This is a genomic window from Hymenobacter ruricola (assembly GCF_015694525.1).
GTDB classification, from domain to species: domain Bacteria; phylum Bacteroidota; class Bacteroidia; order Cytophagales; family Hymenobacteraceae; genus Hymenobacter; species Hymenobacter ruricola.
Genome location: NZ_JADQDM010000025.1, coordinates 22,652 through 42,186 on the forward strand (window position 1 = coordinate 22,652; position 19,535 = coordinate 42,186).

Sequence of the window (19,535 nt, forward strand, 5' to 3'; positions counted from 1 at the left end):
AAAGGGCGTTGGCGGTTTGATGGCTCAAAGGTGGGCCGGCCCATTTCTGGGGTGAAAAACATTATTCCAACGCCTCGAAACCTGCTGCCAACGCCCGCAAAAGCCTTTTTCCGGTTTCGCATTCCAAACCCGGCGTTTCGCATAAAAAAGGTGCGGGCGCTGGTGGGGCGCGGTAGTTTTGGGCAGAACGTCATGCTGAGCACCGTCGAAGCACGACGTTTCGGAAATTCCCTATTCTTGCTTGTAAGCGCCCTTCCCGAAACCGCCATGACCAACCTCCTCACCAAATCTGCGTTGCGCTGGCACATCCTGGGCTGGCTGTTGTATGGCGGTTACGAATTCCTGGACGTTTTTCTGCACGACCGCGGGCACCTGCGTATCAGCCTGTGGCTCACGGGCTCCTTCCTGCTCATTCGATTTGCGGAGTTTTACCTGTGTTACCTCGTGGTGTATCCCCGCTTCCTGCGCGCGGGCCAAGCGGGGCGTTTGGTGGCCGCGCTGGGCGGAGTAATGGCCTTGTTCATTGCCTCGCGCTTCCTGCTCGAAGAAGTGCTGTTTCCCGCGACGCTGGGCTTTCACAACTACACGCTGGACGGTTCCATTTACCACAAAATCGGCTATTACATTGGCGATAACCTCTTTTTCGGCAGCCCCATGATAGTGCTGAGCGCGGCCGTGTGGGGCGCCCAGGCAGCCCTGCAGCGCGAGCGCGAAAACCGCCAGCTTCGTGAGGAAAAACGCGCCGCCGAAGTGGCCTTCCTCAAAAGCCAAATCAACCCGCATTTCCTCTACAACACGCTCAACATGCTCTTCAGCATGGCCTACCCGGTGGCCAAACCCGTGGCCAATGCCATCCTGAAACTCTCGGAGCTGATGCGCTACATGCTGCACGACACGCCCGACGGCCTGGTCGATTTAGAAAAGGAAATCGACTACCTGCACAACTACCTGGCCCTGTACCGCCTGCGCTTCCCCGACAGCTTTTTCGTGGATTTCACCGTGACTGGCGAGCCGGCCGGCCGCCGCGTAGCGCCGCTCGTCCTCATTCCCTTCGTGGAAAATGCCATCAAGCACGGCGTGCTCGACGACTCTGAAAACCCGGTACACATTCGCTTGAACATCGAAGGCGAACGGTTGCGGTTCGAAGTCGAAAACCAGCGCAACGACGGCAACAAGGATACCACCACCGGCATCGGCCTGCCCAACCTGCGCCGGCGCCTGGAACTGCTTTATCCGGAGCGGCATGCGCTGCACGTGGGAACCGAAGGGGAGCAGTTCGTGACGTCGTTGCGGCTGGTGGGGTAGGGTGCTTACGCTCCACCTGACGCTTAAACCTCACCCCTGGCCCCTCTCTCCGGGAGAGGGGAGCCACGGCGGCCCGGAAATAGAGTCCCTGAATTTACTGCAGTTGTTTTAAGTCGTCAGGCTCCCCTCTTCTGGGGAGAGGGGCCGGGGGTGAGGTGCCCCGGAACCGTGTTGCCTAACGTTCTTTGCCCTTCCCAAGCCCATTCCGCCCATGATTCGCTGTCTCGCCGTCGATGACGAAGCCCCGGCCCTGCTCATTCTGGCCGATTACATCGGTCAACTCCCTTTCCTCACGCTGGTGGGCACCACCACCAACCCCATCGAGGCGCTGACCATGGTGCAGCAGGGATTGGTCGATTTGGTGTTTCTGGATATTCAGATGCCCAAGCTCACCGGCCTGCAATTCCTCAAGCTGGCCGGCAATAAGTGCAAGGTCATTCTCACCACGGCTTATCCAGAATACGCCCTCGAAGGCTACGAAAACGACGTGGTCGACTACTTGCTCAAGCCCATTTCGTTCGAGCGCTTCTTCAAAGCTGCCCAGAAGGCGCTGGCGCTAATGCCGGGCCCGGCAGCCCCTGCGCCGGTAGCTGCTGCGACTCCACCAGCGTCACCCATCGCACCCGTGGCACCACCTGCCGCCGGCCACATGTTCGTGAAAGGCGAGAGTAAGAATAAGTTTCTGCGCGTCAACTACGCCGACATTCTCTACATCGAGGGCTTGAGTAACTACGTGTCCATTCACCTGCCTACCCAGCGCGTGGTCACCTACCAGACGCTGAAGGAGCTGACTGAAACCCTGCCGCAGCCGCCGTTTTTGCGGGTGCACAAGTCCTTCATCGTGTCGCTGGACAAGATTCGCATGGTCGACGGCAACACAATTTACATCCAGGACAAAGAAATTCCGGTGAGCGACACGTACCGGGAGCAGTTGTACCGGCTGATTCGTGAAGCGTAGAGCGTAGGCTGGCGTTAGCGGGCTAGCAAAGCTTCGGCAACCACCAAATCTTCCGGCGTCGTAATTTTCAGGTTGCGGTAATCGCCGTCCACCAACTGCACGCGGCACAAGTCGTCCACCACCGTGGCGTCGTCGGTGAACGAGGCCAGTTCCGGCATGGCGTACGCCCGGCGCAGCAGGTCGATTTCAAACGTCTGAGGCGTCTGCATCAGGCGCAGGCGGCTGCGGTTCTGGGCCGCCGAGCCGTGCTGCGACAGCAGCCGCACCGAGTCTTTGGGCATCACGGCGGCGGCGGCGGCGGCGTGGGTGGCGGCGGCGGCATAAGTCCGCTCCACTACCTGGCGCGACACCAGCGGGCGCACGCCGTCGTGTACGGCTACCAGGCCTTCCGGGTATTCTTTCAACGCGGCCAAGCCGGCCTTCACCGAGGCCCAGCGCGTGGCGCCGCCCACTACCAGCCGGTGCGGGATATCCACGCTGAACTGCGCGCACAACGCCTGCCAGGTATCGAACTGGTCGGTCGGCAGCACCAGCACGATTTCCCGCACGCCCAGCGCGGGCTCGGCAAAGCGGCGTAGCGTGTGCAGCAGCACCGGCTCGCCGCGCAGCAGCAGGAACTGTTTGGGCCGGTCGGCGCCCATGCGCGTGCCGCTGCCGCCCGCCACCAGAATAGCAAAGCGGTGAATGAGCGAATGAGTGGAGGAATGAATGGACGGACGAGGCAAAGCCATGAGTAGGAGCGCAGACAGGAAAAATATTCAACAAAGCAAAAGGCTCGGCTGCAAATACAGCCGAGCCTTTACTCATTTACTCATTCACCACTTACAGAATCAGCATGGCGTCGCCGTAGCTGAAGAACTTATACTTCTCCTTAATGGCTTCTTTGTAGGCTTCCATCAGCAGGGGGTAGCCGGTGAATGCCGCCGCCAGCATGATGAGCGTGCTCTCCGGCATGTGGAAGTTGGTGAGCATGCAGTTGGCGATTTTGAAGTCGTGGGGCGGGAAAATGAACCGGTCAATCCAGCCTTGCGTGGGCTTCATGCGGGCATTGGCCGACACCGACGCCTCCATGGCGCGGATGGTGGTGGTGCCCACGGCGCACACTTTCTTCTTCTGGTCGAGGGCTTTGTTCACCACTTCGCAGGCCGGGGCCGTCACGATGAAGTTTTCCGAGTCCATCTTGTGCTTGGTCAGGTCTTCCACGTCCACCGTGCGGAAGGTGCCCAGGCCCACGTGCAGCGTCACAAACGCCGGCTCCACGCCCTTGATTTCCATGCGCTTCATCACCTCGCGGGTGAAGTGCAGGCCGGCCGACGGCGCCGCCACCGCGCCAATGTGCTCGGCGTAGATGGTCTGGTAGCGCTCCTTGTCGGCGGGCTCGGTTTCGCGGTTGATAACTTCCTTCGGAATCGGGGTTTCGCCCAGCTCGTAGAGGGCCTTGCGGAACTCCTCGTCGGTGCCATCGAACAGGAATTTGATGGTGCGGCCGCGCGAAGTGGTGTTGTCAATCACTTCGGCCACCATGTCGGACTCGCCGAAGTACAGCTTGTTGCCCACGCGGATTTTACGAGCCGGGTCCACCAGCACGTCCCACAGGCGCAGCTCCTTGTTCAGCTCACGCAGCAAAAACACTTCAATCTTGGCGCCGGTCTTTTCTTTGTTGCCGTAGAGGCGGGCCGGGAACACCTTGGTGTCGTTGAACACCAGCACGTCGCCCTCGTTGAAATAATCGAGAATATCCTTAAAGTTGCGGTGCTCAATTTGGCCGGTGGCGCGGTGCACCACCATCAGGCGGCTTTCGTCGCGGTTGCGAGCCGGGTGCATGGCCACCAGCTCCTCGGGGAGTTCAAATTTGAACTCATGCAATTTCATCGCCATAGGGCAGTATTTGGGGGAAGATACGGAATTTTGGGGAGGCAAAAGTACGGCTTTTTCCGGGAGTTTCCATTTTTGGGTGAACTCCCGGCGGCGGGGCGTGCTTTCATCATCAGCAACTTCCCCGCGTGTTTCCGTCCTTTGGGCCCGCGAACCCAGTTTACGGAAAAGCGCCACGGTTGGCGAAAATCTTCCGATGCACTTTTGCGGTGGCGGCCCACGTCCTTTCTTCTTTTCTGCAACTGATTTTTCCCTATGCTAGCGCTGCGCCTCACGTTCGAAAGCTTTCGTTTTGCCCTCGATGCCCTGAAATCCAACTTGTTGCGCACGGTGCTGTCGCTGCTGGGCGTCACGGTGGGCATTTTTTCCATCATCGCCGTTTTCACCGTCGTCGACTCGCTGGAGGCCAGCATCCGCCACAGCATGGACTTTGTGGGCGACAAAGTGATTTACGTGGCCAAATGGCCCTGGACCTTCGGCCCCGACTACCCGTGGTGGAAATACGTGAAGCGCCCGGTGCCCAACCTGCGCGAGTTTCAGGCCCTGCAGCGCCAGCTGGGGCCCAACCACAAGGGCGTGGCCATTTTCGCCGCCAACGGCAGCAACACCCTCACGGCCGGCTCCAACTCGGTGTCGGACTGCGCTTTGGAGGGCGTCAGCTACGAGTACCGGGTGGTGAGCAGCGTGCCCATTGCCGAGGGCCGCTACTTCACCACCCTGGAAATGGACGCGGCGCGGCCGGTGGCCATCATCGGGGCCACCATCGCCGAAAACCTGTTTCCGCAGGGCGGCGCCGTGGGCCGCGAGTTCAAGGCGCGGGGGCAGAAGTTCATCGTCATCGGCGTGATGGAAAAGGAGGGCAAAAAGATTCTCGACACGCCCAGCAACGACTCCAACTGCCTGATACCGTTCTCGACGTTCACCAAGATATTTGCCCTGAGCACCAACGGCATGGGCGGCCCCAGCGCCTCGCTGGGCGTGAAAGGTACCGACGACGACCCGGGCCTCATGGATTTGGAGTACGAAATGCGCGGCGTGATGCGCAACATCCGCGGCCTGAAGCCCCGCGAGGAAGACAACTTTGCCCTGAACCGGCCCGAAATGTTTGCTTCCGTCATCAGCTCGCTGTTTAGCCGCATCGGCGTCATTGGGGCCATCATCGGGGGGCTGGCCACGCTGGTGGGCGGCTTCGGCATTGCCAACATCATGTTCGTGTCGGTGCGCGAGCGCACCAACATCATCGGGATTCAGAAGTCGCTCGGAGCCAAGAATTTTTTCATCCTGTTTCAGTTTCTGTTCGAGGCCATTTGCCTGTGCCTCATCGGGGGCGGGGCGGGGCTGTTTCTGGTCTGGCTCGTGACCATGATTCCGCAGGATGCCCTGCCGCTCACCATGAGCACGGCCCGCATTGCGCTGGGCCTGCTCATCTCGGTGGGCATTGGCATCATTGCCGGCATTGTGCCCGCCGCCGTGGCCGCCAACCTGGACCCCGTCATCGCCATTCGGGCCAAGTAGTGGCGCGCGCTGGCTTCGCGTGGCTGACGGAAGCGCCGACGGCACCGGCCAACCACGCGGCGCAAAAATGCGTCTCTAGGGCCTTCACCATTGCTGTTTTTGATGACGTTTCCTCCGTTTCTGCACCACGAAATTCTGGGCAATACCGTCAGTCAGTACCTCATTGCGGCGGTTGTTCTGCTGGCGGGCTGGGGCCTGCGCCAGCTGCTGTCGCTGCTGCTGAGCAAAGTGCTGTTTCGCCTCACCAAGCGCTACACGGCGGGCGTGACGGAAAAAGAGCTGCACGACCTGCTCATTCAGCCGCTGTCGGTGCTGCTGTTTCTGGGCACGGCCTACCTGGCGTTTAGCGTGCTGCGCTACCCTCTGCCGCCCGATGCCGTGCCCGGCGTGGAGCCCTGGCCCAAAGTGGCGCTGCTGCGCGTGTTTCAGCTGGGTGTCATCGTTGCGGTGACCTGGGTGGCGCTGCGGCTCGTCGATTTTGCCCTGCTGGTGGTGCAGCGCCGCGGCGAGCTGCGCGAAACGCCCGCCATCACCCGGCTCGACCACCAGTTCTTGCCCTTCGCCAAGGATTTGCTGAAGGTGCTGGTCATCATCATCGGGCTGATGGTGGTGCTGGGCGAGGTGTTCGGCGTGAACGTGACGGCCCTCATCGGCGGCCTGGGCATCGGCGGGCTGGCGGTGGCGTTTGCGGCCAAGGAAAGCCTCGAAAACCTCATCGCCTCGTTCACCATCTTCCTCGACCAGCCCTTCGGCGTGGGCGACCTCGTGACGGCCGGCGACGTGAGCGGCACCGTCGAGAAAATTGGTTTCCGCAGCACCCGCCTGCGCACCGCCGAGAAAAGCTACGTGACCGTGCCCAACAAAAGCATGATTGACAAGCCCCTCGACAACCTCTCGCTGCGCACCTCGCGCCGCGTGGGCTTCACGCTCATCTTCGACCAGAAAACCACCAGCGCCCAGCTCCACGCCATCATCGCCGGCTCGCTGGCCGCCATGCAGGCCCACCCGCTCGTGACCCAGGACGTGCAGATGAAGTTCAACGCCCTCACGCCCGCCGGCAAGGAAGTGACCGTGCAGTACTTCGTGGACACCACCAGCTACGACGAGTACCTCAACGTGAAGGAAGACCTCAACTACCGCCTCATCGAAGTGGTGGAGCAGCACGGCGGCGCCTTCGCGGGCACGGCCGCGCCGGTGCCGGTGGCCGGCAAGGTCTGAACCCCGTGACGGGGGAGCAAGCCGGCCGTAATTTTGACGGGCCACCTTTTTGTGGTGTTTTCTCCGTTGATTCGATGCGTAAGGTAAGTGGTTTGGGGTTGCCTCTTTTGGGGATGGTGCTGGTGTGGATGGTGGGCGGCCCCGCGGCGGCCCAGAGCCGCGTGACGGTGAGCGGCACGGTGAAAGACGCCAAAACGGGCGAGGACCTGAGCGGCGCGTCGGTCCGCATCGTGGAACTCCCGGGCGTGGGCGCCGCGGCCAATGCCTACGGCTTTTATACCCTCACGGTGCCCGCGGGCACCTACACGGTGGAAGCCAGCTTTGTGGGCTACCAGGCGCAGCCGCGCAAGGTCACGCTTGATAAAAGCCAACGCCTGGATTTCAAGCTGGGCAGCGGCGGCCAGGAGCTGACCGAAGTGGTGGTGACGGGCCGCAACTCGCCGGTCAACATCAGCAAGGCGCAGGCCGGCGTCGAAACGCTCGACATGAAGCAGGTGGCCAAGGTGCCGGTGCTGTTTGGCGAGAAGGACGTCATCAAAACCCTGACCTTGCTGCCGGGCATCAAGACGGCGGGGGAGGGCAGCAGCGGCTTTTCGGTGCGCGGCGGCAACACCGACCAGAACCTGATTTTGCTGGATGAGGCGCCCGTGTACAACGCCTCGCACTTGCTCGGCTTTTTTTCGACTTTCAATTCCGACGCCATCAAGGACCTGACCGTGTTCAAGGGCGGCATGCCGGCGCAGTACGGCGGGCGCCTCTCCTCAGTGGTGGACCTGCGGATGAAGGACGGCAACAACCAGCAGCTGCACGGCAGCGGCGGCATCGGGCTCATTGCCTCGCGCCTGGCGCTGGAAGGGCCCATTGTGAAGGACAAAGGTTCGTTCCTCGTCACCGGCCGCCGCACCTACGCCGACTTGTTTCTGAAGCTCTCCTCCAACCCCACCACCAGAAGTGCCAGCCTGTATTTCTACGACCTCAACGCCAAGGCCAATTACACGCTGGACGCCCGCAACCGCCTGTACTTCTCGGGTTACCTGGGCCAGGACGTGCTGGGCATCAGCTCCTTCGGCAGCACCTACGGCAACCAGACGGCCACGCTGCGCTTCAACCACCTCTTCACCGACCGGCTGTTCAGCAACACCTCGTTCCTCTACAGCAAGTATAACTACCAGATTCGCCTCACCACCAGCGACCAGGACATTCGCATCGATTCCAAGATTCAGGACTGGAACCTGAAGCAGGACTTTGAGTTCACGCCGAGCGCCACCCAGACGCTGCGCTTCGGCGCCAATGCCATTTACCACACCATCACGCCGGGCCGCATTTCGGCCGGGGCCAGCTCCGGGGTGAACTCGACGGAAGACAAAACCAACCATTCGCTCGAAACCGCGGCCTACGTTTCGCACGAGTGGGCGGCCACCGAGAAACTGGACTTCACCACCGGCCTTCGCCTGTCGGGGTTCAGCCTGCTGGGCAAAGGCGACTATTCGACCTACGACGTGGAAGGCAACGCGCTGTCCACCCGCCGCTACGGGCTGGGCGAAGTGGTGAAAACCTACGTCCGCCTGGAGCCGCGCCTGGCGGCCAGCTACCAGCTCACGCCCCGCGCCACGCTCAAGGCCGGCTACGCCCGCAACGTGCAGAACCTGCACCTGCTCAGCAACTCGGCCTCGTCGTCGCCCACCGATTTGTACGTGCCCACCTCGCTGAATGTGAAGCCCGAACTGGCCGACCAGGTTTCGGCGGGCTACTTCCGCGCGTGGGGCGAAAACCGGGAATATTCCTTTTCGGCCGAAGTGTACTACAAGTGGCTGCAAAACCAGATTGACTACCGCGACGGCACCCGCCTGGGCATCAGCACCGACGTGGAAAGCACCTTGCTCTACGGCAAAGGCCGCGCCTACGGCATCGAGCTGCTGCTCAAGAAGGAAACCGGCCGCCTCACCGGCTGGCTGGCTTACACGCTCAGCAAGTCGGAGCGCCAGTTTGCCGACATCAACCGCGGCGCGTGGTTCAACGCCCGGCAAGACCGGCCGCACGACGTGTCGGCCGTGGCCGTGTACCAGCTCACGCCCAAGTGGAGCCTGTCGGGCACCTTCGTGGCCAGCACCGGCAGCGCCGTCACCTACCCCGTGGGCAAGTACCAGGCCCTGGGCCAGGTCGTGAGCCTCTACAGCCTGCGCAACGCCGACCGCCTGCCCCACTACCAGCGCCTGGACCTCGGCGCCACCCTCGAAAAGCCCCAACAGGAAGGCAAGCGCTTCCACAGCAGCTGGAACTTCTCCATCTACAACGTGCTGGGCCGCGAAAACCCCTACATCATCACCTTCGAAACCGTGCCCGACGACCCCACCCGCACCCAGGCCCTGCAAACGGCCCTGTTCAAGATGATACCGTCGGCGACCTACAATTTCAATTTTTAGCCCGGCCGGTTGTGCAGGCAGCGCTTTTTAGAACGTCCTGCTTCGACAAGCCCAGCAGGATGCGCCGATTATTCTTATGAAAAACCCATTGCTTTTCCGTCTGGCCACCGCTGGCATTGCCTTGTTTCTTGCCTCGGCTTGTCAGAAAGTCATTAACCTGGACCTGAAATCGGCCGAGCCGCGGCTGGCCATTGAAGGCAACCTGGCCGATGACGGGCGGCCCTGCACCGTGCTGGTGTCGCGCAGCACGAGCTACTCCAGCCCCAACACGTTTCCGGCCGTGAGCGGGGCCGTAATCACGCTCAGCGACGATGCGGGCGGCCTCGAAACCCTGGCCGAAACCAGCACGCCGGGTACCTACCGGGGCCGCGTCCTCACGGGGCAGCCGGGCCGGCGCTACACGCTGCGCGTCGAAACCGGGGGCGAGGCTTTCGTGGCCGCCGCCACGCTGCCGCCCGCGGTGCCGCTTACGGGCCTGCGCGTCGAAAAATCAGGTTTTGGCGACCGCCTGCAGGTGGTGCCTGAATTTGTGGACCCCGCCGGCGTGCCGAATTCCTACTTGTTTCGGCAGTACCGCAACGGCCGTCTGAACAAGACGCTGTTTCTGCAAAACGACGACCTCACCGACGGCAAAGCCAACGCCCGCCCGCTGTTCGGCCGGGGCGACGACGACTTCGACAAGCTGGTGGCCGGCGACAGCGTGCGCATCGAGATGCAGAACATTGACGCCGGCGTGTACGCCTACCTGCGCACGCTCAGCCAGGTGTTGCAGGGCGGCACCACGGCCGCGCCCGCCAATCCCAAATCAAACTTTTCGGGGAATGTGCTCGGGTATTTCAGCGCCTACTCGGTGCGCCGTCGCACGGCTCTGGTGCCGCTGCTGTAACGGCAACTGCCGCAAGGCTGGAGTGCTTCAGAAAAGACCATTGGGAAGCTTGGTGTGCTGGCTCTGGCTTGTACCAGATACTTGTTCATTGGCTTTGGTAGCAGAGGCCGAATAAATTATGTGCTTTCGGACTGCCGATTTAACAAAGAAGGCCGCTCAACTGAGCGGCCTTCTCCATAGGATGAACCCAGGATTATTCGTCCACGAAATCCGTGGAATCCAAAAAATCCGCATGAATCCGTGGTTCTGACAATTACCGGCCGCCGAACAGGCCGCCCAGCATGCCGCCAAGTCCACCGCCGCCAAGCAGGCCACCCAGCCCGCTGCCGCCCGCGCTAGCCGGCTGCGAGTTGGGGCGCCCGCCCAAGCCGCCGAGGATGGACATCATCGAGCCGAGCCCGCCGCTGCCGATGGCCGTGCCCTGCTGCGGGTAATTGGTCTGCTGGCCCCCGCCGCCCATCAGCCCGCCCAGCATGCCGCCGCCCAGCAAGCCGCCGAGCATACCGCCCAGCCCGCTGTGGGCCGCGCCGCCCAGCAAGCCGCCCATGGTGCTGCTGCCGCCCAGGCCACCCAGCAGGCCACCGCCGCCCTGGTTCTGGTTGCTGCCGCCGCTCATCACCCGCGAAATCACCATGGGGGCCACCACGCCAAGCAGGCCGGTCATCAGAGCGCTTTTGGGAATGCCCACGCTGGAGAGCTTGTCGCCAATGCGGTCGAAAAAGCCTTGTTTGGCGGGGTCCTGCGGGTCGTGGGGCACGGAGGCGGCTTGGTCGACCACCGTTTCCAAGGTCTGTTTCTGCTCGGGGTTGATGCCGAGGTACTGCGCCATCTTGCCAATCATGGCCTCCTCGTCGTTGGCGTAGGCGCCGTCGGCGCGCGCAAAGCTGATGAGGTCCGTCACGAGCGAAAAGCGCAGGTCGCTGCCCTTCAGGGCGTCCAGGTTCTGCTGAATGCTTTGGTTATTGGCGTCCTGCGCGGCGGCCAGCACCTGCTGCGTGGCGCCGCCCGAGAGGCCCGCCTGCTGCGCCAGCGCCTGCAGAAACTGGGTTTCGGCGCCGGAGGCCTGGCGGTCGGCGGTGGCGAGGCTGGCAATGGCGCTCAGGTAAGCGGTTTTTTCGGCTTCGGAGTAATTCTGGAGGAGTTGGGTGTCCATGGAAAAGGAAGGTTGGGTGAAAAGAATTATCGGGAGCTTAACGGGAGCGGCCCGAATACGTTGCTTGCCAGCAGGCCGCTCCGGGCCCCCGCTTTTGCCCTTCCCAGCCACAACATTTCTTTCCTTGAAAATGAAGGAATTGCTGCGTCAGCGGGCTCCAAACCGAAAAAATCTGCTCGCTAAATCGGCATTTCGTTTGGTGCTTCCAAAATCACCCCCCATCTTTGCAATCCCAAACGGAAATGCCCACGGGGGATTAGCTCAGCTGGTTCAGAGCATCTGCCTTACAAGCAGAGGGTCGTAGGTTCGAACCCTACATCCCCCACGCTGAAAGACAGCCACTTCGCTGCAAAGCCAGGTGGCTGTTTTATTTAAGGTGCCTACAAGTACATATTGGTACTTGAATTCATTGGGAGGTTAGCTCAGTTGGTTTAGAGCGCTTCGTTCACACCGAAGAGGTCGAAGGTTCGAATCCTTTACTTCCCACATTCATCAACGGCCACTTAGCTTCATTGCCGGGTGGCCGTTTTGCTGTTGGTTTAAACGGCGGTTTAAATTTTTGTGTTTGGTATACGCGCTTGTGGGCTTGGTTCATCGCTTTTAGTACATGACTGACCTCATCGCCTGCTTCGGCTGGACCAAGCCGGGGTCGAGGGGGTGGTGGCCGCGACGGTCTGCAAAAAGAACTAGGCACGCACGAAACGGTTTTTGCGGACGCATTATCACCAATTAGCCCCTGAAAGCACTTACGCTTTGGACGCGCTTTAGTAAATGCAGGTGTTATGCTTGGCAGCGCCAAGGGGCAACGGCGTAGTGCACAATCGACCGTGGCTGTTGCAGAACTCAGTTTAGACAGGTGTGTTACTACGTAGCTTGTTGACGATTGCTGGCAATGGCGTTTCGGCGCGCTTGTTTCGTCGGCAGGCGCGGGTATTCGCGCCCAAAAGAGGCTGTGGTAGGGCCACCGCGCTGCTAACTTGCCGTTGAGGGCGGTGCTTGAGCAGCTTTTTGAGGTTGTAGGCCACGGCCGTGAGCAGCATCGTTTTATGGGCCCCGGCGTGGCCCCGTACGTTCATGCGGCGCAGGCCGTAGTGATGAATCAGGTTCCCGAACACGGGCTCGACCGTGCCCTGGCGGAGGCGGCGTTTCCGTTGCCCCCGCCGGCTTTGCTGGCGCAGCCAGGCCCGGCGGTAGGCCGCCTCGTAAATCGTGCGGTTGATTTGCTTGCGCCGAGCCCGCGGGGCACCCGTCGACTTGCGAGGGCATTGCTGGCAGTCGCGGCACGTGGCCCAATAGGTTTTGTGCCAGCCCCCGTCCTGGTTCGTGTCGTACTTCTGAAAGAGCAGCTGCTTGCCTTCCACGCAGGTAAAGGCATCGGTGGTGCGGTCGTAAGCGAAGCCCTCAATCTCGGGCTTGTACTGGCCAAAAACAGGAATCCAGGCCGTCATGTGCGCGGCTTCGAGCCGGGCGTAATTTGGGCCGTTGGCGTAGCCGGCGTCGGCCAGCAGCGCGCGCAGGGGCAACTCGTTGGCGCGCAAGCGCCGTTGCAGGCTGCTCAGCAGCCGGGGCAAGTGGAGGCTGTCGCGTTTGTCGGCGTAATCGGCCTGCACGTGGCTAATAACGCCCTTCGCCGTGTCCACGGCCAAACTGCAGAGGTAGTTTAAAGCGCGGGCTTTGCCGGGCTTGACGGAGATGCGCGCGTCGGGGTCGGTGGGCGAGTAGTGCGTTTTGTTGCTGAGCAGGCGCGCCTGTTCGTGCCGGGCGCCCAGCGCACCGGTCCGCGCGCCCTGCCGCCGGCGCTGCCCCGTGGCCAGTTGGCGCAGCTGGTGGGCTGGAGCCGTCAGCACCGCGCCCGCGGCGGGCGTTTCCGTGCGGCCGCTCAGGTGGGGGCCAGTCGGCCCGGCGGCCCGTTTTTCCAGCACCGCTTCCAGCGACGCGTTGGCCTTGACCGGCGCAGAGTCCACGGCCTGCGTGTCGCCGGCGACCAGGCCCCGGGCCACGCACTGGGCAAAGACGTGGTCGAACAAGCGCTCAAAGACAGCGGCCGGAAACAATTGGCGGGTGCGGCTCACGGTCGGGTGCCAGGGTAACTCCTCGTCCACTTCGTAGCCCAGGAACAGCAGGATGTCGAGCCGCAGGGCGCAGTGCTCGACCAGACGCCGGTCGCTGACCAGGTTTTCCAGCCGGCCCATGAGCACGAGCTTGAAAAATACCACCGGGTCGAGCGAGGGCTGCCCCGTGTGGCTGTACAGCGACTGCGTTTCCGCGTAGAGAAAGTCCCAGTCCACCAGCTCGGCCAGCCGCCGGTACAGGTTATGGCGCGGGACCCGCTCCGAGAGCCGAAAGCGGGTCACCTCTTTGTCGAGAAATGGCTTTTTCCCTTGCATCTGTCTGCTACGAACACAGGTTCTGCAACAGCCACGACCCTTTTGCCGGTGCCGCGAGCGCGAAGTTCGTTCGAACTCAGCGACGGACGCCGCGCGGTGTCCGTGACGAGCGTCGCACGGGTTTTGCCACGGATTCCGTCACGGCGTTCGCGTAGCGAGCTGCCAGTCCAAAGCAAGAAGCAGTTAAAGCACAAGGGAAGTTCAGGAAAATAAACGTTTCGGCATGTTGAATGTGGCAACTGTCTCGCAGCCAATAGTAGCTGCCAGCTCAGGCCAAGAGGCGTATCTTTAACGATGCTTCGTCTGCTGAGGAGAGTATGCTTTTTCTACTACCCTATTGTGGTTGGCAGCACCCTGTTCCTCGCTCTCGTGCTGTTCTGGATTGGAGGTGGCTTGAAGGGCCGTGGAGGGGAATATGATGCTCTGCTTTTAATTTCTTCGGCCGCCCTCTATATCTGTCTGGTCCCGACTATCCCAGTCTGGTTGACCGTATCCGCGGTGTTGCTAGCCATTGGTAAAAAGCTTTAGGTCGGGACACCATGCAGGCAGACACCCCGGTCCAAGGCGAGTAACTCTTGGTTCATTCAAAGGGTCTGACTGGCAAAAAGAGAGGCTAATTGAACGACCTACGTTCTTTGGCAACGCCGGGAATTCCGCGGTTTTAACCTAAAGAAGCCGCGACACAGGGCCATCGCCAATGGCGAAACAGGCCTGCCGCACGTGGGTAAAACAAGGCCTCCTTGCTGCAGGAACCCCTACGCTGATAGCCATGGCGGCATAGCCTCAAGTTGCCACCGAAGTGCCCTCGGTAGGGCGGATACATGGCGCTACTTATCGATGTAGTACTGCAGGTTTTCCTTGGTAATGATATCGAGCGGCAGGTATTTCAAGGCGGGGACTTCCTTTTTGAAAATCAGCAAGTCGGCCAGCGCGAAAATGCCCCGGTGGCCTTGCTTCCGGGGGTTTTGGTTTATCAGGAAGTCGATGATGCCCTCGTTGAGGAAGTGAATGTTTTTTTCCAGCAAATCGTAGCCAACCAGGCGAATGTCTTCGCGGTGGTAGGCCTGCAGATAGGGCGCGATTTCGTAGGCTTTGGAGGTGCTCACGAAAATCCCTTTCAGTTGGGTTTGCTCCTCGTCGAGCAGCCGGTTCAGCTGCCGGGCAAACGAGGGCTCCGTGGGGTGCGGCAGGTCGATGCTGACGATATTATACGGGCTTTTGTGCCGGTCCGGCGCGGGCTGGTCGGGGGCATCGGCTAGCTGGGCGAAGTAGTCGCGAAAGCCCCGTTCTTTCTGGGTGATGTGGACGGAGTTGGCAATGTCTTCGGCAATGTGCGCAATCAGAAACGTGCCGGGCTGCGTCTGGCCCAGGTGCACCAGCTTGCCCGCCAGGAAGCCGCTCTGGTAGGAATCCTGCCCCACGTAGCTCAGCGACTGCATCTCGGCAATGTAGGTGTTGAACAACACGTACGGAATTCCCTGCTGGTGCCAGCGCTCGAAGAAGGCCAGCGACTCCCGGTAAAACAGCGGGGCCACCAGCACGCCGTCGGGCTGCGAAAGCGTGGCGGCTTCCATCTGCTTCAGGAAGGAATCGACCTGGGTGAGGCTGTACGAATGCACGGTGATGGTCACGCCGTACTGCTTCAACTCGCGCGCGGCTTTCTCAATGCCGTTCCAGGGGGCCTGCCAGTAGGGGTCGAGCGTGTGGTCGGGCTGCACCACGGCAAACCGGTAGGTCCGGTTGGCGCCCAGGGTGCGCGCAATCATGTTGGGCTCGTACTCAAGCTCCTGCATCATCGACAGCACTTTTTGGCGCACTTCCTCCGATACCCGGCCGCGGTTGTGCAACACCCGGTCAACGGTTCCCACCGAAACGTTGGCCTTGGCGGCGATGTCCTTGATTCTTACCGCGTCTTTTTTCATAGGTCTGCTCTGCGCTTACGTGACTCCAACCCCAGGCATCAACGGAAAAACCGCGTGATGGTAAACCGACCCAGTAGAACCATCGGCCAAATGGCGGCATTGCCAGGCAAGCGGGGCGTAAAAATACCAGCCGCTGCAAGCGCCGCCTAATCCGGGCTTGCCCTCCGAGTCGGGGCCACGGCCGACCGGAGCGGGGGCCGCAGTCCGGCCTCCGGATTTTGCGTCGACAGTGGGAAGAGGGTGGCAAAATAGATAAAATTTTTTCTATATCAAGGGAGAGCAGCTGAGGCGAAAAAACGGCTTGGCGGGCTTTTTTTGCGTGTGCGCACACATCTTCGAAATTTAGCTGCGTGTGCGCACACACTTTTTTTCCCCAATCGTTTGCATTCGCTTATCTGACCTTGTATGTTTGGGGCAGTTGAGCACCGGAATGCCCCAAACATTCCGCCCTGAGCCCGCTCCTGCTTACCCGCTTCGGTCCCGCGTTTTCTCCGGCCCGCGTGGTGATTCCCGGCCTTCTAACAGCATGCGTCCCGCCTCGGCGCGCGGCTGCCCGGGCCTTCCAGCTTCGTCCTTTAAAATCAGCCAATTTTTAACTCGAAAACAGCTATGGAAGTACTGAATTACCCCGAAACCACTTTTGAGAAACTACCGGTCACCATTTTCGAAAGCTCGGCCGAAGGAGCCATTCGCGTCGCCCACGAAATAGCGGGCCTGATTCGCAGCAAGCAGCAGCAGGGCGAGCTGGCGGTGCTGGGGCTGGCCACCGGCTCATCGCCCATCGGCGTGTATAAGGAGTTGATTCGCCTGCACCGCGAAGAAGGCCTGAGCTTTCAGAACGTCGTGACTTTCAACCTCGACGAGTACTACCCCATGCAGCCCGACGAGCTGCAGAGCTACGTCTACTTCATGCACGAGCAGCTGTTCGACCACGTCGACCTGCGGCCCGAAAACATTCACATTCCGGACGGCACCCTGCCCATCGACAAGGTAAAGGAGTACTGCCAGGACTACGAAAAGCAGATTGAGGACTGCGGCGGGCTCGATTTGCAGCTGCTGGGCATTGGGCGCACGGGGCACATTGGTTTCAACGAGCCCGGCTCGTCCATCACCTCGAGCACCCGCATGGTGAAGCTCGACCCCCTCACCATTACCGACGCCGCCAAGGACTTCATCAAAGAGGAATACGTGCCGCTGCGGGCCCTGACCATGGGGGTGGGCACCATCATGAAGGCCCGCAAAATCATCCTCATGGCCTGGGGCGAGGCCAAGGCCAAAATCCTGCACGAAACCGTGGAGGGACGGGTTTCGGACGAGGTGCCGGCGTCGTTTTTGCAGCAGCACCCCCGCGTGAAAGTGGTCGTGGACCAGTGGGCGGCCCTCGAACTCACCCGCATCAAAACACCCTGGCTGGTGGGCATGTGCGCCTGGGACGACCGCCTGATTCGGCGGGCCGTCATCTGGCTGAGTTTGAAGACGCAGAAGCCCATTCTCAAGCTAACCGACGAAGACTATAAGGACGGCAGCCTGAGCGACTTACTGGTCGAGGCCGGCAACGCCTACAACCTCAACCTGAAGGTGTTCAACGCCATTCAGCGCACCATCACCGGCTGGCCGGGCGGCAAGCCCAACTCGAACGACGTGCAGCGCCCCGAACGCGCGCTGCCGGCCCAGAAACGGTCGCTGATTTTCAGCCCGCACCCCGACGACGACGTGATTTCGATGGGCGGCACGCTGCTGCGGCTGGTTGAGCAAGGCCACGAGGTGCACGTCGCCTACCAGACCTCCGGCAACATTGCCGTGTTCGACGATGACGCGCGCCGCTACGCGGATTTCGCGCTGGATTTTGCCCGCAAGCTGCATCTGGGCGCCGACCGGATTCAGGAAGAGCACGCCCAGGTGGTCGAGTTTCTGAAGCACAAGAAGCTCGGGGAGGAAGACAGCCCCTTGGTGCAGGACATCAAGGGCCTGATTCGCAAAGGGGAAGCGGCGGCGGCCTGCCGCTTCTGCGGCGTGCACGAAGAAAACGTGCACTTCATGAACATGCCCTTCTACGAAACCGGCCAGGTGAAAAAGAAGCCGTTGGGCGAGGCCGACATTCAGGCAGTGGTAGACATTCTGCAGGAAATCCGGCCGCACCAGATTTTTGCCGCCGGCGACCTGCGCGACCCGCACGGCACCCACGCCGTGTGCCTGGACGCTATTTTCGCCGCCCTGGCTCGTTTGAAAGGCAAAGAGAGCTGGCTCGACGACTGCTACCTGTGGCTGTACCGCGGGGCCTGGCAGGAGTGGGACATCGAAGAGATTGAGATGGCCGTGCCCATCAGCCCGGAAGAGCTGATGTCTAAGCGCAAGGCTATTTTCAAGCACCAGAGCCAGAAGGACAGTGCGGTATTTCCGGGCAACGACAAGCGCGAGTTCTGGCAGCGCTCCGAGGACCGCAACCACGCCACCGCCAAGCTCTACGACCGGCTGGGCCTGGCCGAGTACGAGGCCATGGAGGCGTTCGTGCGCCACCGGTTTTAAGCCGCAGAGGCTGAGAAATAACATCTCTGCTTGATGCGCAGAATGCTCTGCATGACAACCGCAACTATTTGAAGGCAAATGGAAACCACTAAAAAAAGCGTTATTCCCCCGCTGGCCATTATTGGTGCGCTGTTTTTCATTTTCGGGTTCATCACCTGGCTTAACGGGACGCTGATTCCGTTTCTGAAAATTGCCTGCGGGCTGGCGTATTCGCAGGCCCTGCTGGTGACGTTTGCCTTCTACATTGCCTACGTTTTCCTGGCGCTGCCTTCCGCGCTCATCCTGCAGAAAACCGGGTTCAAGAACGGCATGGCGTTGGGCCTGCTCGTGATGGCGGCCGGGGCGCTGGTGTTTGTGCCGGCGGCGCAGGCGCGTTCGTTTGGCTTGTTTCTGGCCGGGCTGTTTGTGCAGGGCGCGGGGCTGGCGCTGCTGCAAACGGCTTCCAACCCCTACGCCAGCATTCTGGGGCCGCTGGAGAGTGCCGCGCAGCGCATCAGCATCATGGGCATTTGCAGCAAGATAGCCGGGGCCCTGAGCCCGGTCATCATCGGGGCCGTGGTGCTGAAGGGCGCGGCGGAACTGGAAGCCCGTTTGGCCGGCACCATCTCGGCCGCGGACAAAGCCGCGCTGCTGCAACAGCTGGCCGGCCGGGTGGTGCTGCCTTACGTCATCATGGCGGGGGCGCTGGTGGTGCTGGCGCTGCTCATCAAGCTCTCCGGCCTGCCCGAAATCGATGCCCGCCAGGCGGAGGTGAGCCCCGTGCCCGGCGAGCCCGTTCGGGGCATCGCGCACTACCCGCACCTGCTGCTGGGCGTGCTGGCCATCTTCTGCTACGTGGGCGTCGAAGTCATTGCCGGCGATACCATCATTCAGTACGGCCGGGCGCAGGGCATTTCCCTCGACATTGCCCGCAACTTCACCTCGTTCACGCTCATTGCCATGCTGGTGGGGTATTCCATTGGCGTAGTGGCCATTCCGCGGTACCTGAGCCAGCAGGCGGCCCTGAGCGTCTGCGCCGTGCTGGGCGTGGGGTTCACGGCCGGCATCGTGTTCACGCACGGCTACACTTCGGTGCTGTGCGTGGCCCTGCTCGGGCTGGCCAACGCCCTGATGTGGCCCGCCATCTTCCCTTTGAGCATCAAGGGCCTGGGCGGGCTCACCGAGCGCGGCTCGGCGCTGCTGGTGATGGGCATTGGCGGCGGGGCCGTGCTGCCTTACGTGTACGGCAAGCTCGGGGAGCCCCTGGGCCTGCAACAAGCCTACCTGCTGCTGATTCCGTGCTACCTCTACATCCTGTTTTTTGCCCTCAAAGGCCATGCGTACCCGGCCCGCAGCCGGGTACGCTACACTGTGCCCGCCACCTAACA

Annotated in this window: 13 protein-coding genes and 2 tRNA genes; 10 read left to right on the top strand and 5 right to left on the bottom strand. The window is 61.4% G+C overall.

The window, feature by feature from the left end; translation table 11 throughout:
• Nucleotides 1–267 precede the first annotated feature (267 nt).
• Complete coding sequence (locus I2H31_RS24160) at nt 268–1,305, top strand: sensor histidine kinase (protein ID WP_196295637.1); 1,038 nt, start codon at nt 268–270, stop codon at nt 1,303–1,305.
• A gap of 211 nt (nt 1,306–1,516) precedes the next feature.
• On the top strand, nt 1,517–2,263 hold the full coding sequence (locus I2H31_RS24165; RefSeq protein ID WP_196295638.1) for a LytR/AlgR family response regulator transcription factor: 747 nt from the start codon (nt 1,517–1,519) through the stop codon (nt 2,261–2,263).
• 14 nt (nt 2,264–2,277) lie between these two features.
• Here I2H31_RS24165 and I2H31_RS24170 read toward each other — a convergent pair whose 3' ends face one another.
• Nucleotides 2,278–2,994, bottom strand: coding sequence for a 2-C-methyl-D-erythritol 4-phosphate cytidylyltransferase (locus I2H31_RS24170; RefSeq protein WP_196295639.1), 717 nt, complete (start codon nt 2,992–2,994; stop codon nt 2,278–2,280).
• A 91-nt stretch (nt 2,995–3,085) separates the two neighbouring features.
• Nucleotides 3,086–4,135, bottom strand: coding sequence for a tRNA preQ1(34) S-adenosylmethionine ribosyltransferase-isomerase QueA (gene queA / locus I2H31_RS24175; protein ID WP_196295655.1), 1,050 nt, complete (start codon nt 4,133–4,135; stop codon nt 3,086–3,088).
• Nucleotides 4,136–4,393: 258 nt separating this feature from the next.
• Between queA and I2H31_RS24180 the strand changes: the two genes are divergently transcribed.
• The 4 genes from I2H31_RS24180 to I2H31_RS24195 all read left to right on the top strand — a co-directional run bounded on the left by I2H31_RS24180 (nt 4,394) and on the right by I2H31_RS24195 (nt 10,180).
• On the top strand, nt 4,394–5,653 hold the full coding sequence (locus I2H31_RS24180) for an ABC transporter permease (RefSeq protein ID WP_196295640.1): 1,260 nt from the start codon (nt 4,394–4,396) through the stop codon (nt 5,651–5,653).
• Nucleotides 5,654–5,755: 102 nt separating this feature from the next.
• Complete coding sequence (locus I2H31_RS24185) at nt 5,756–6,871, top strand: mechanosensitive ion channel family protein (RefSeq protein ID WP_196295641.1); 1,116 nt, start codon at nt 5,756–5,758, stop codon at nt 6,869–6,871.
• Nucleotides 6,872–6,945: 74 nt separating this feature from the next.
• On the top strand, nt 6,946–9,294 hold the full coding sequence (locus I2H31_RS24190) for a TonB-dependent receptor (protein WP_230688033.1): 2,349 nt from the start codon (nt 6,946–6,948) through the stop codon (nt 9,292–9,294).
• 76 nt (nt 9,295–9,370) lie between these two features.
• Nucleotides 9,371–10,180: a DUF4249 domain-containing protein gene (locus tag I2H31_RS24195; protein ID WP_196295642.1), complete on the top strand. Its 810-nt coding sequence runs from the start codon at nt 9,371–9,373 to the stop codon at nt 10,178–10,180.
• Between the two features lie 253 nt (nt 10,181–10,433).
• Here the strand turns inward: I2H31_RS24195 and I2H31_RS25555 are convergent, their stop codons facing one another.
• Entirely contained in the window at nt 10,434–11,333 is a 900-nt protein-coding gene (locus I2H31_RS25555; RefSeq protein WP_196295643.1) for a TerB family tellurite resistance protein, read from the bottom strand.
• A 250-nt stretch (nt 11,334–11,583) separates the two neighbouring features.
• Here I2H31_RS25555 and I2H31_RS24205 point away from each other — a divergent pair.
• Both I2H31_RS24205 and I2H31_RS24210 read left to right on the top strand, forming a co-directional pair.
• Nucleotides 11,584–11,658 (top strand) — tRNA-Val (locus I2H31_RS24205).
• Between the two features lie 86 nt (nt 11,659–11,744).
• A tRNA-Val gene (locus I2H31_RS24210) sits at nt 11,745–11,819 on the top strand.
• 362 nt (nt 11,820–12,181) lie between these two features.
• Here I2H31_RS24210 and I2H31_RS24215 read toward each other — a convergent pair.
• Both I2H31_RS24215 and I2H31_RS24220 read right to left on the bottom strand, forming a co-directional pair.
• Nucleotides 12,182–13,687: an IS1182 family transposase gene (locus I2H31_RS24215; RefSeq protein WP_196295644.1), complete on the bottom strand. Its 1,506-nt coding sequence runs from the start codon at nt 13,685–13,687 to the stop codon at nt 12,182–12,184.
• An 860-nt stretch (nt 13,688–14,547) separates the two neighbouring features.
• The gene (locus I2H31_RS24220; protein ID WP_196295645.1) at nt 14,548–15,642 is read right to left on the bottom strand and encodes a LacI family DNA-binding transcriptional regulator; all 1,095 of its coding nucleotides are present in this window, start codon (nt 15,640–15,642) and stop codon (nt 14,548–14,550) included.
• A gap of 609 nt (nt 15,643–16,251) precedes the next feature.
• On the opposite strand from I2H31_RS24220, the gene nagB reads away from it, so the two are divergent.
• Together nagB and I2H31_RS24230 are read left to right on the top strand one after the other, a co-directional pair.
• The gene (gene nagB, locus I2H31_RS24225) at nt 16,252–18,168 is read left to right on the top strand and encodes a glucosamine-6-phosphate deaminase (RefSeq protein ID WP_196295646.1); all 1,917 of its coding nucleotides are present in this window, start codon (nt 16,252–16,254) and stop codon (nt 18,166–18,168) included.
• A gap of 78 nt (nt 18,169–18,246) precedes the next feature.
• Nucleotides 18,247–19,533, top strand: coding sequence for a sugar MFS transporter (locus tag I2H31_RS24230; protein ID WP_196295647.1), 1,287 nt, complete (start codon nt 18,247–18,249; stop codon nt 19,531–19,533).
• Nucleotides 19,534–19,535 lie beyond the last annotated feature (2 nt).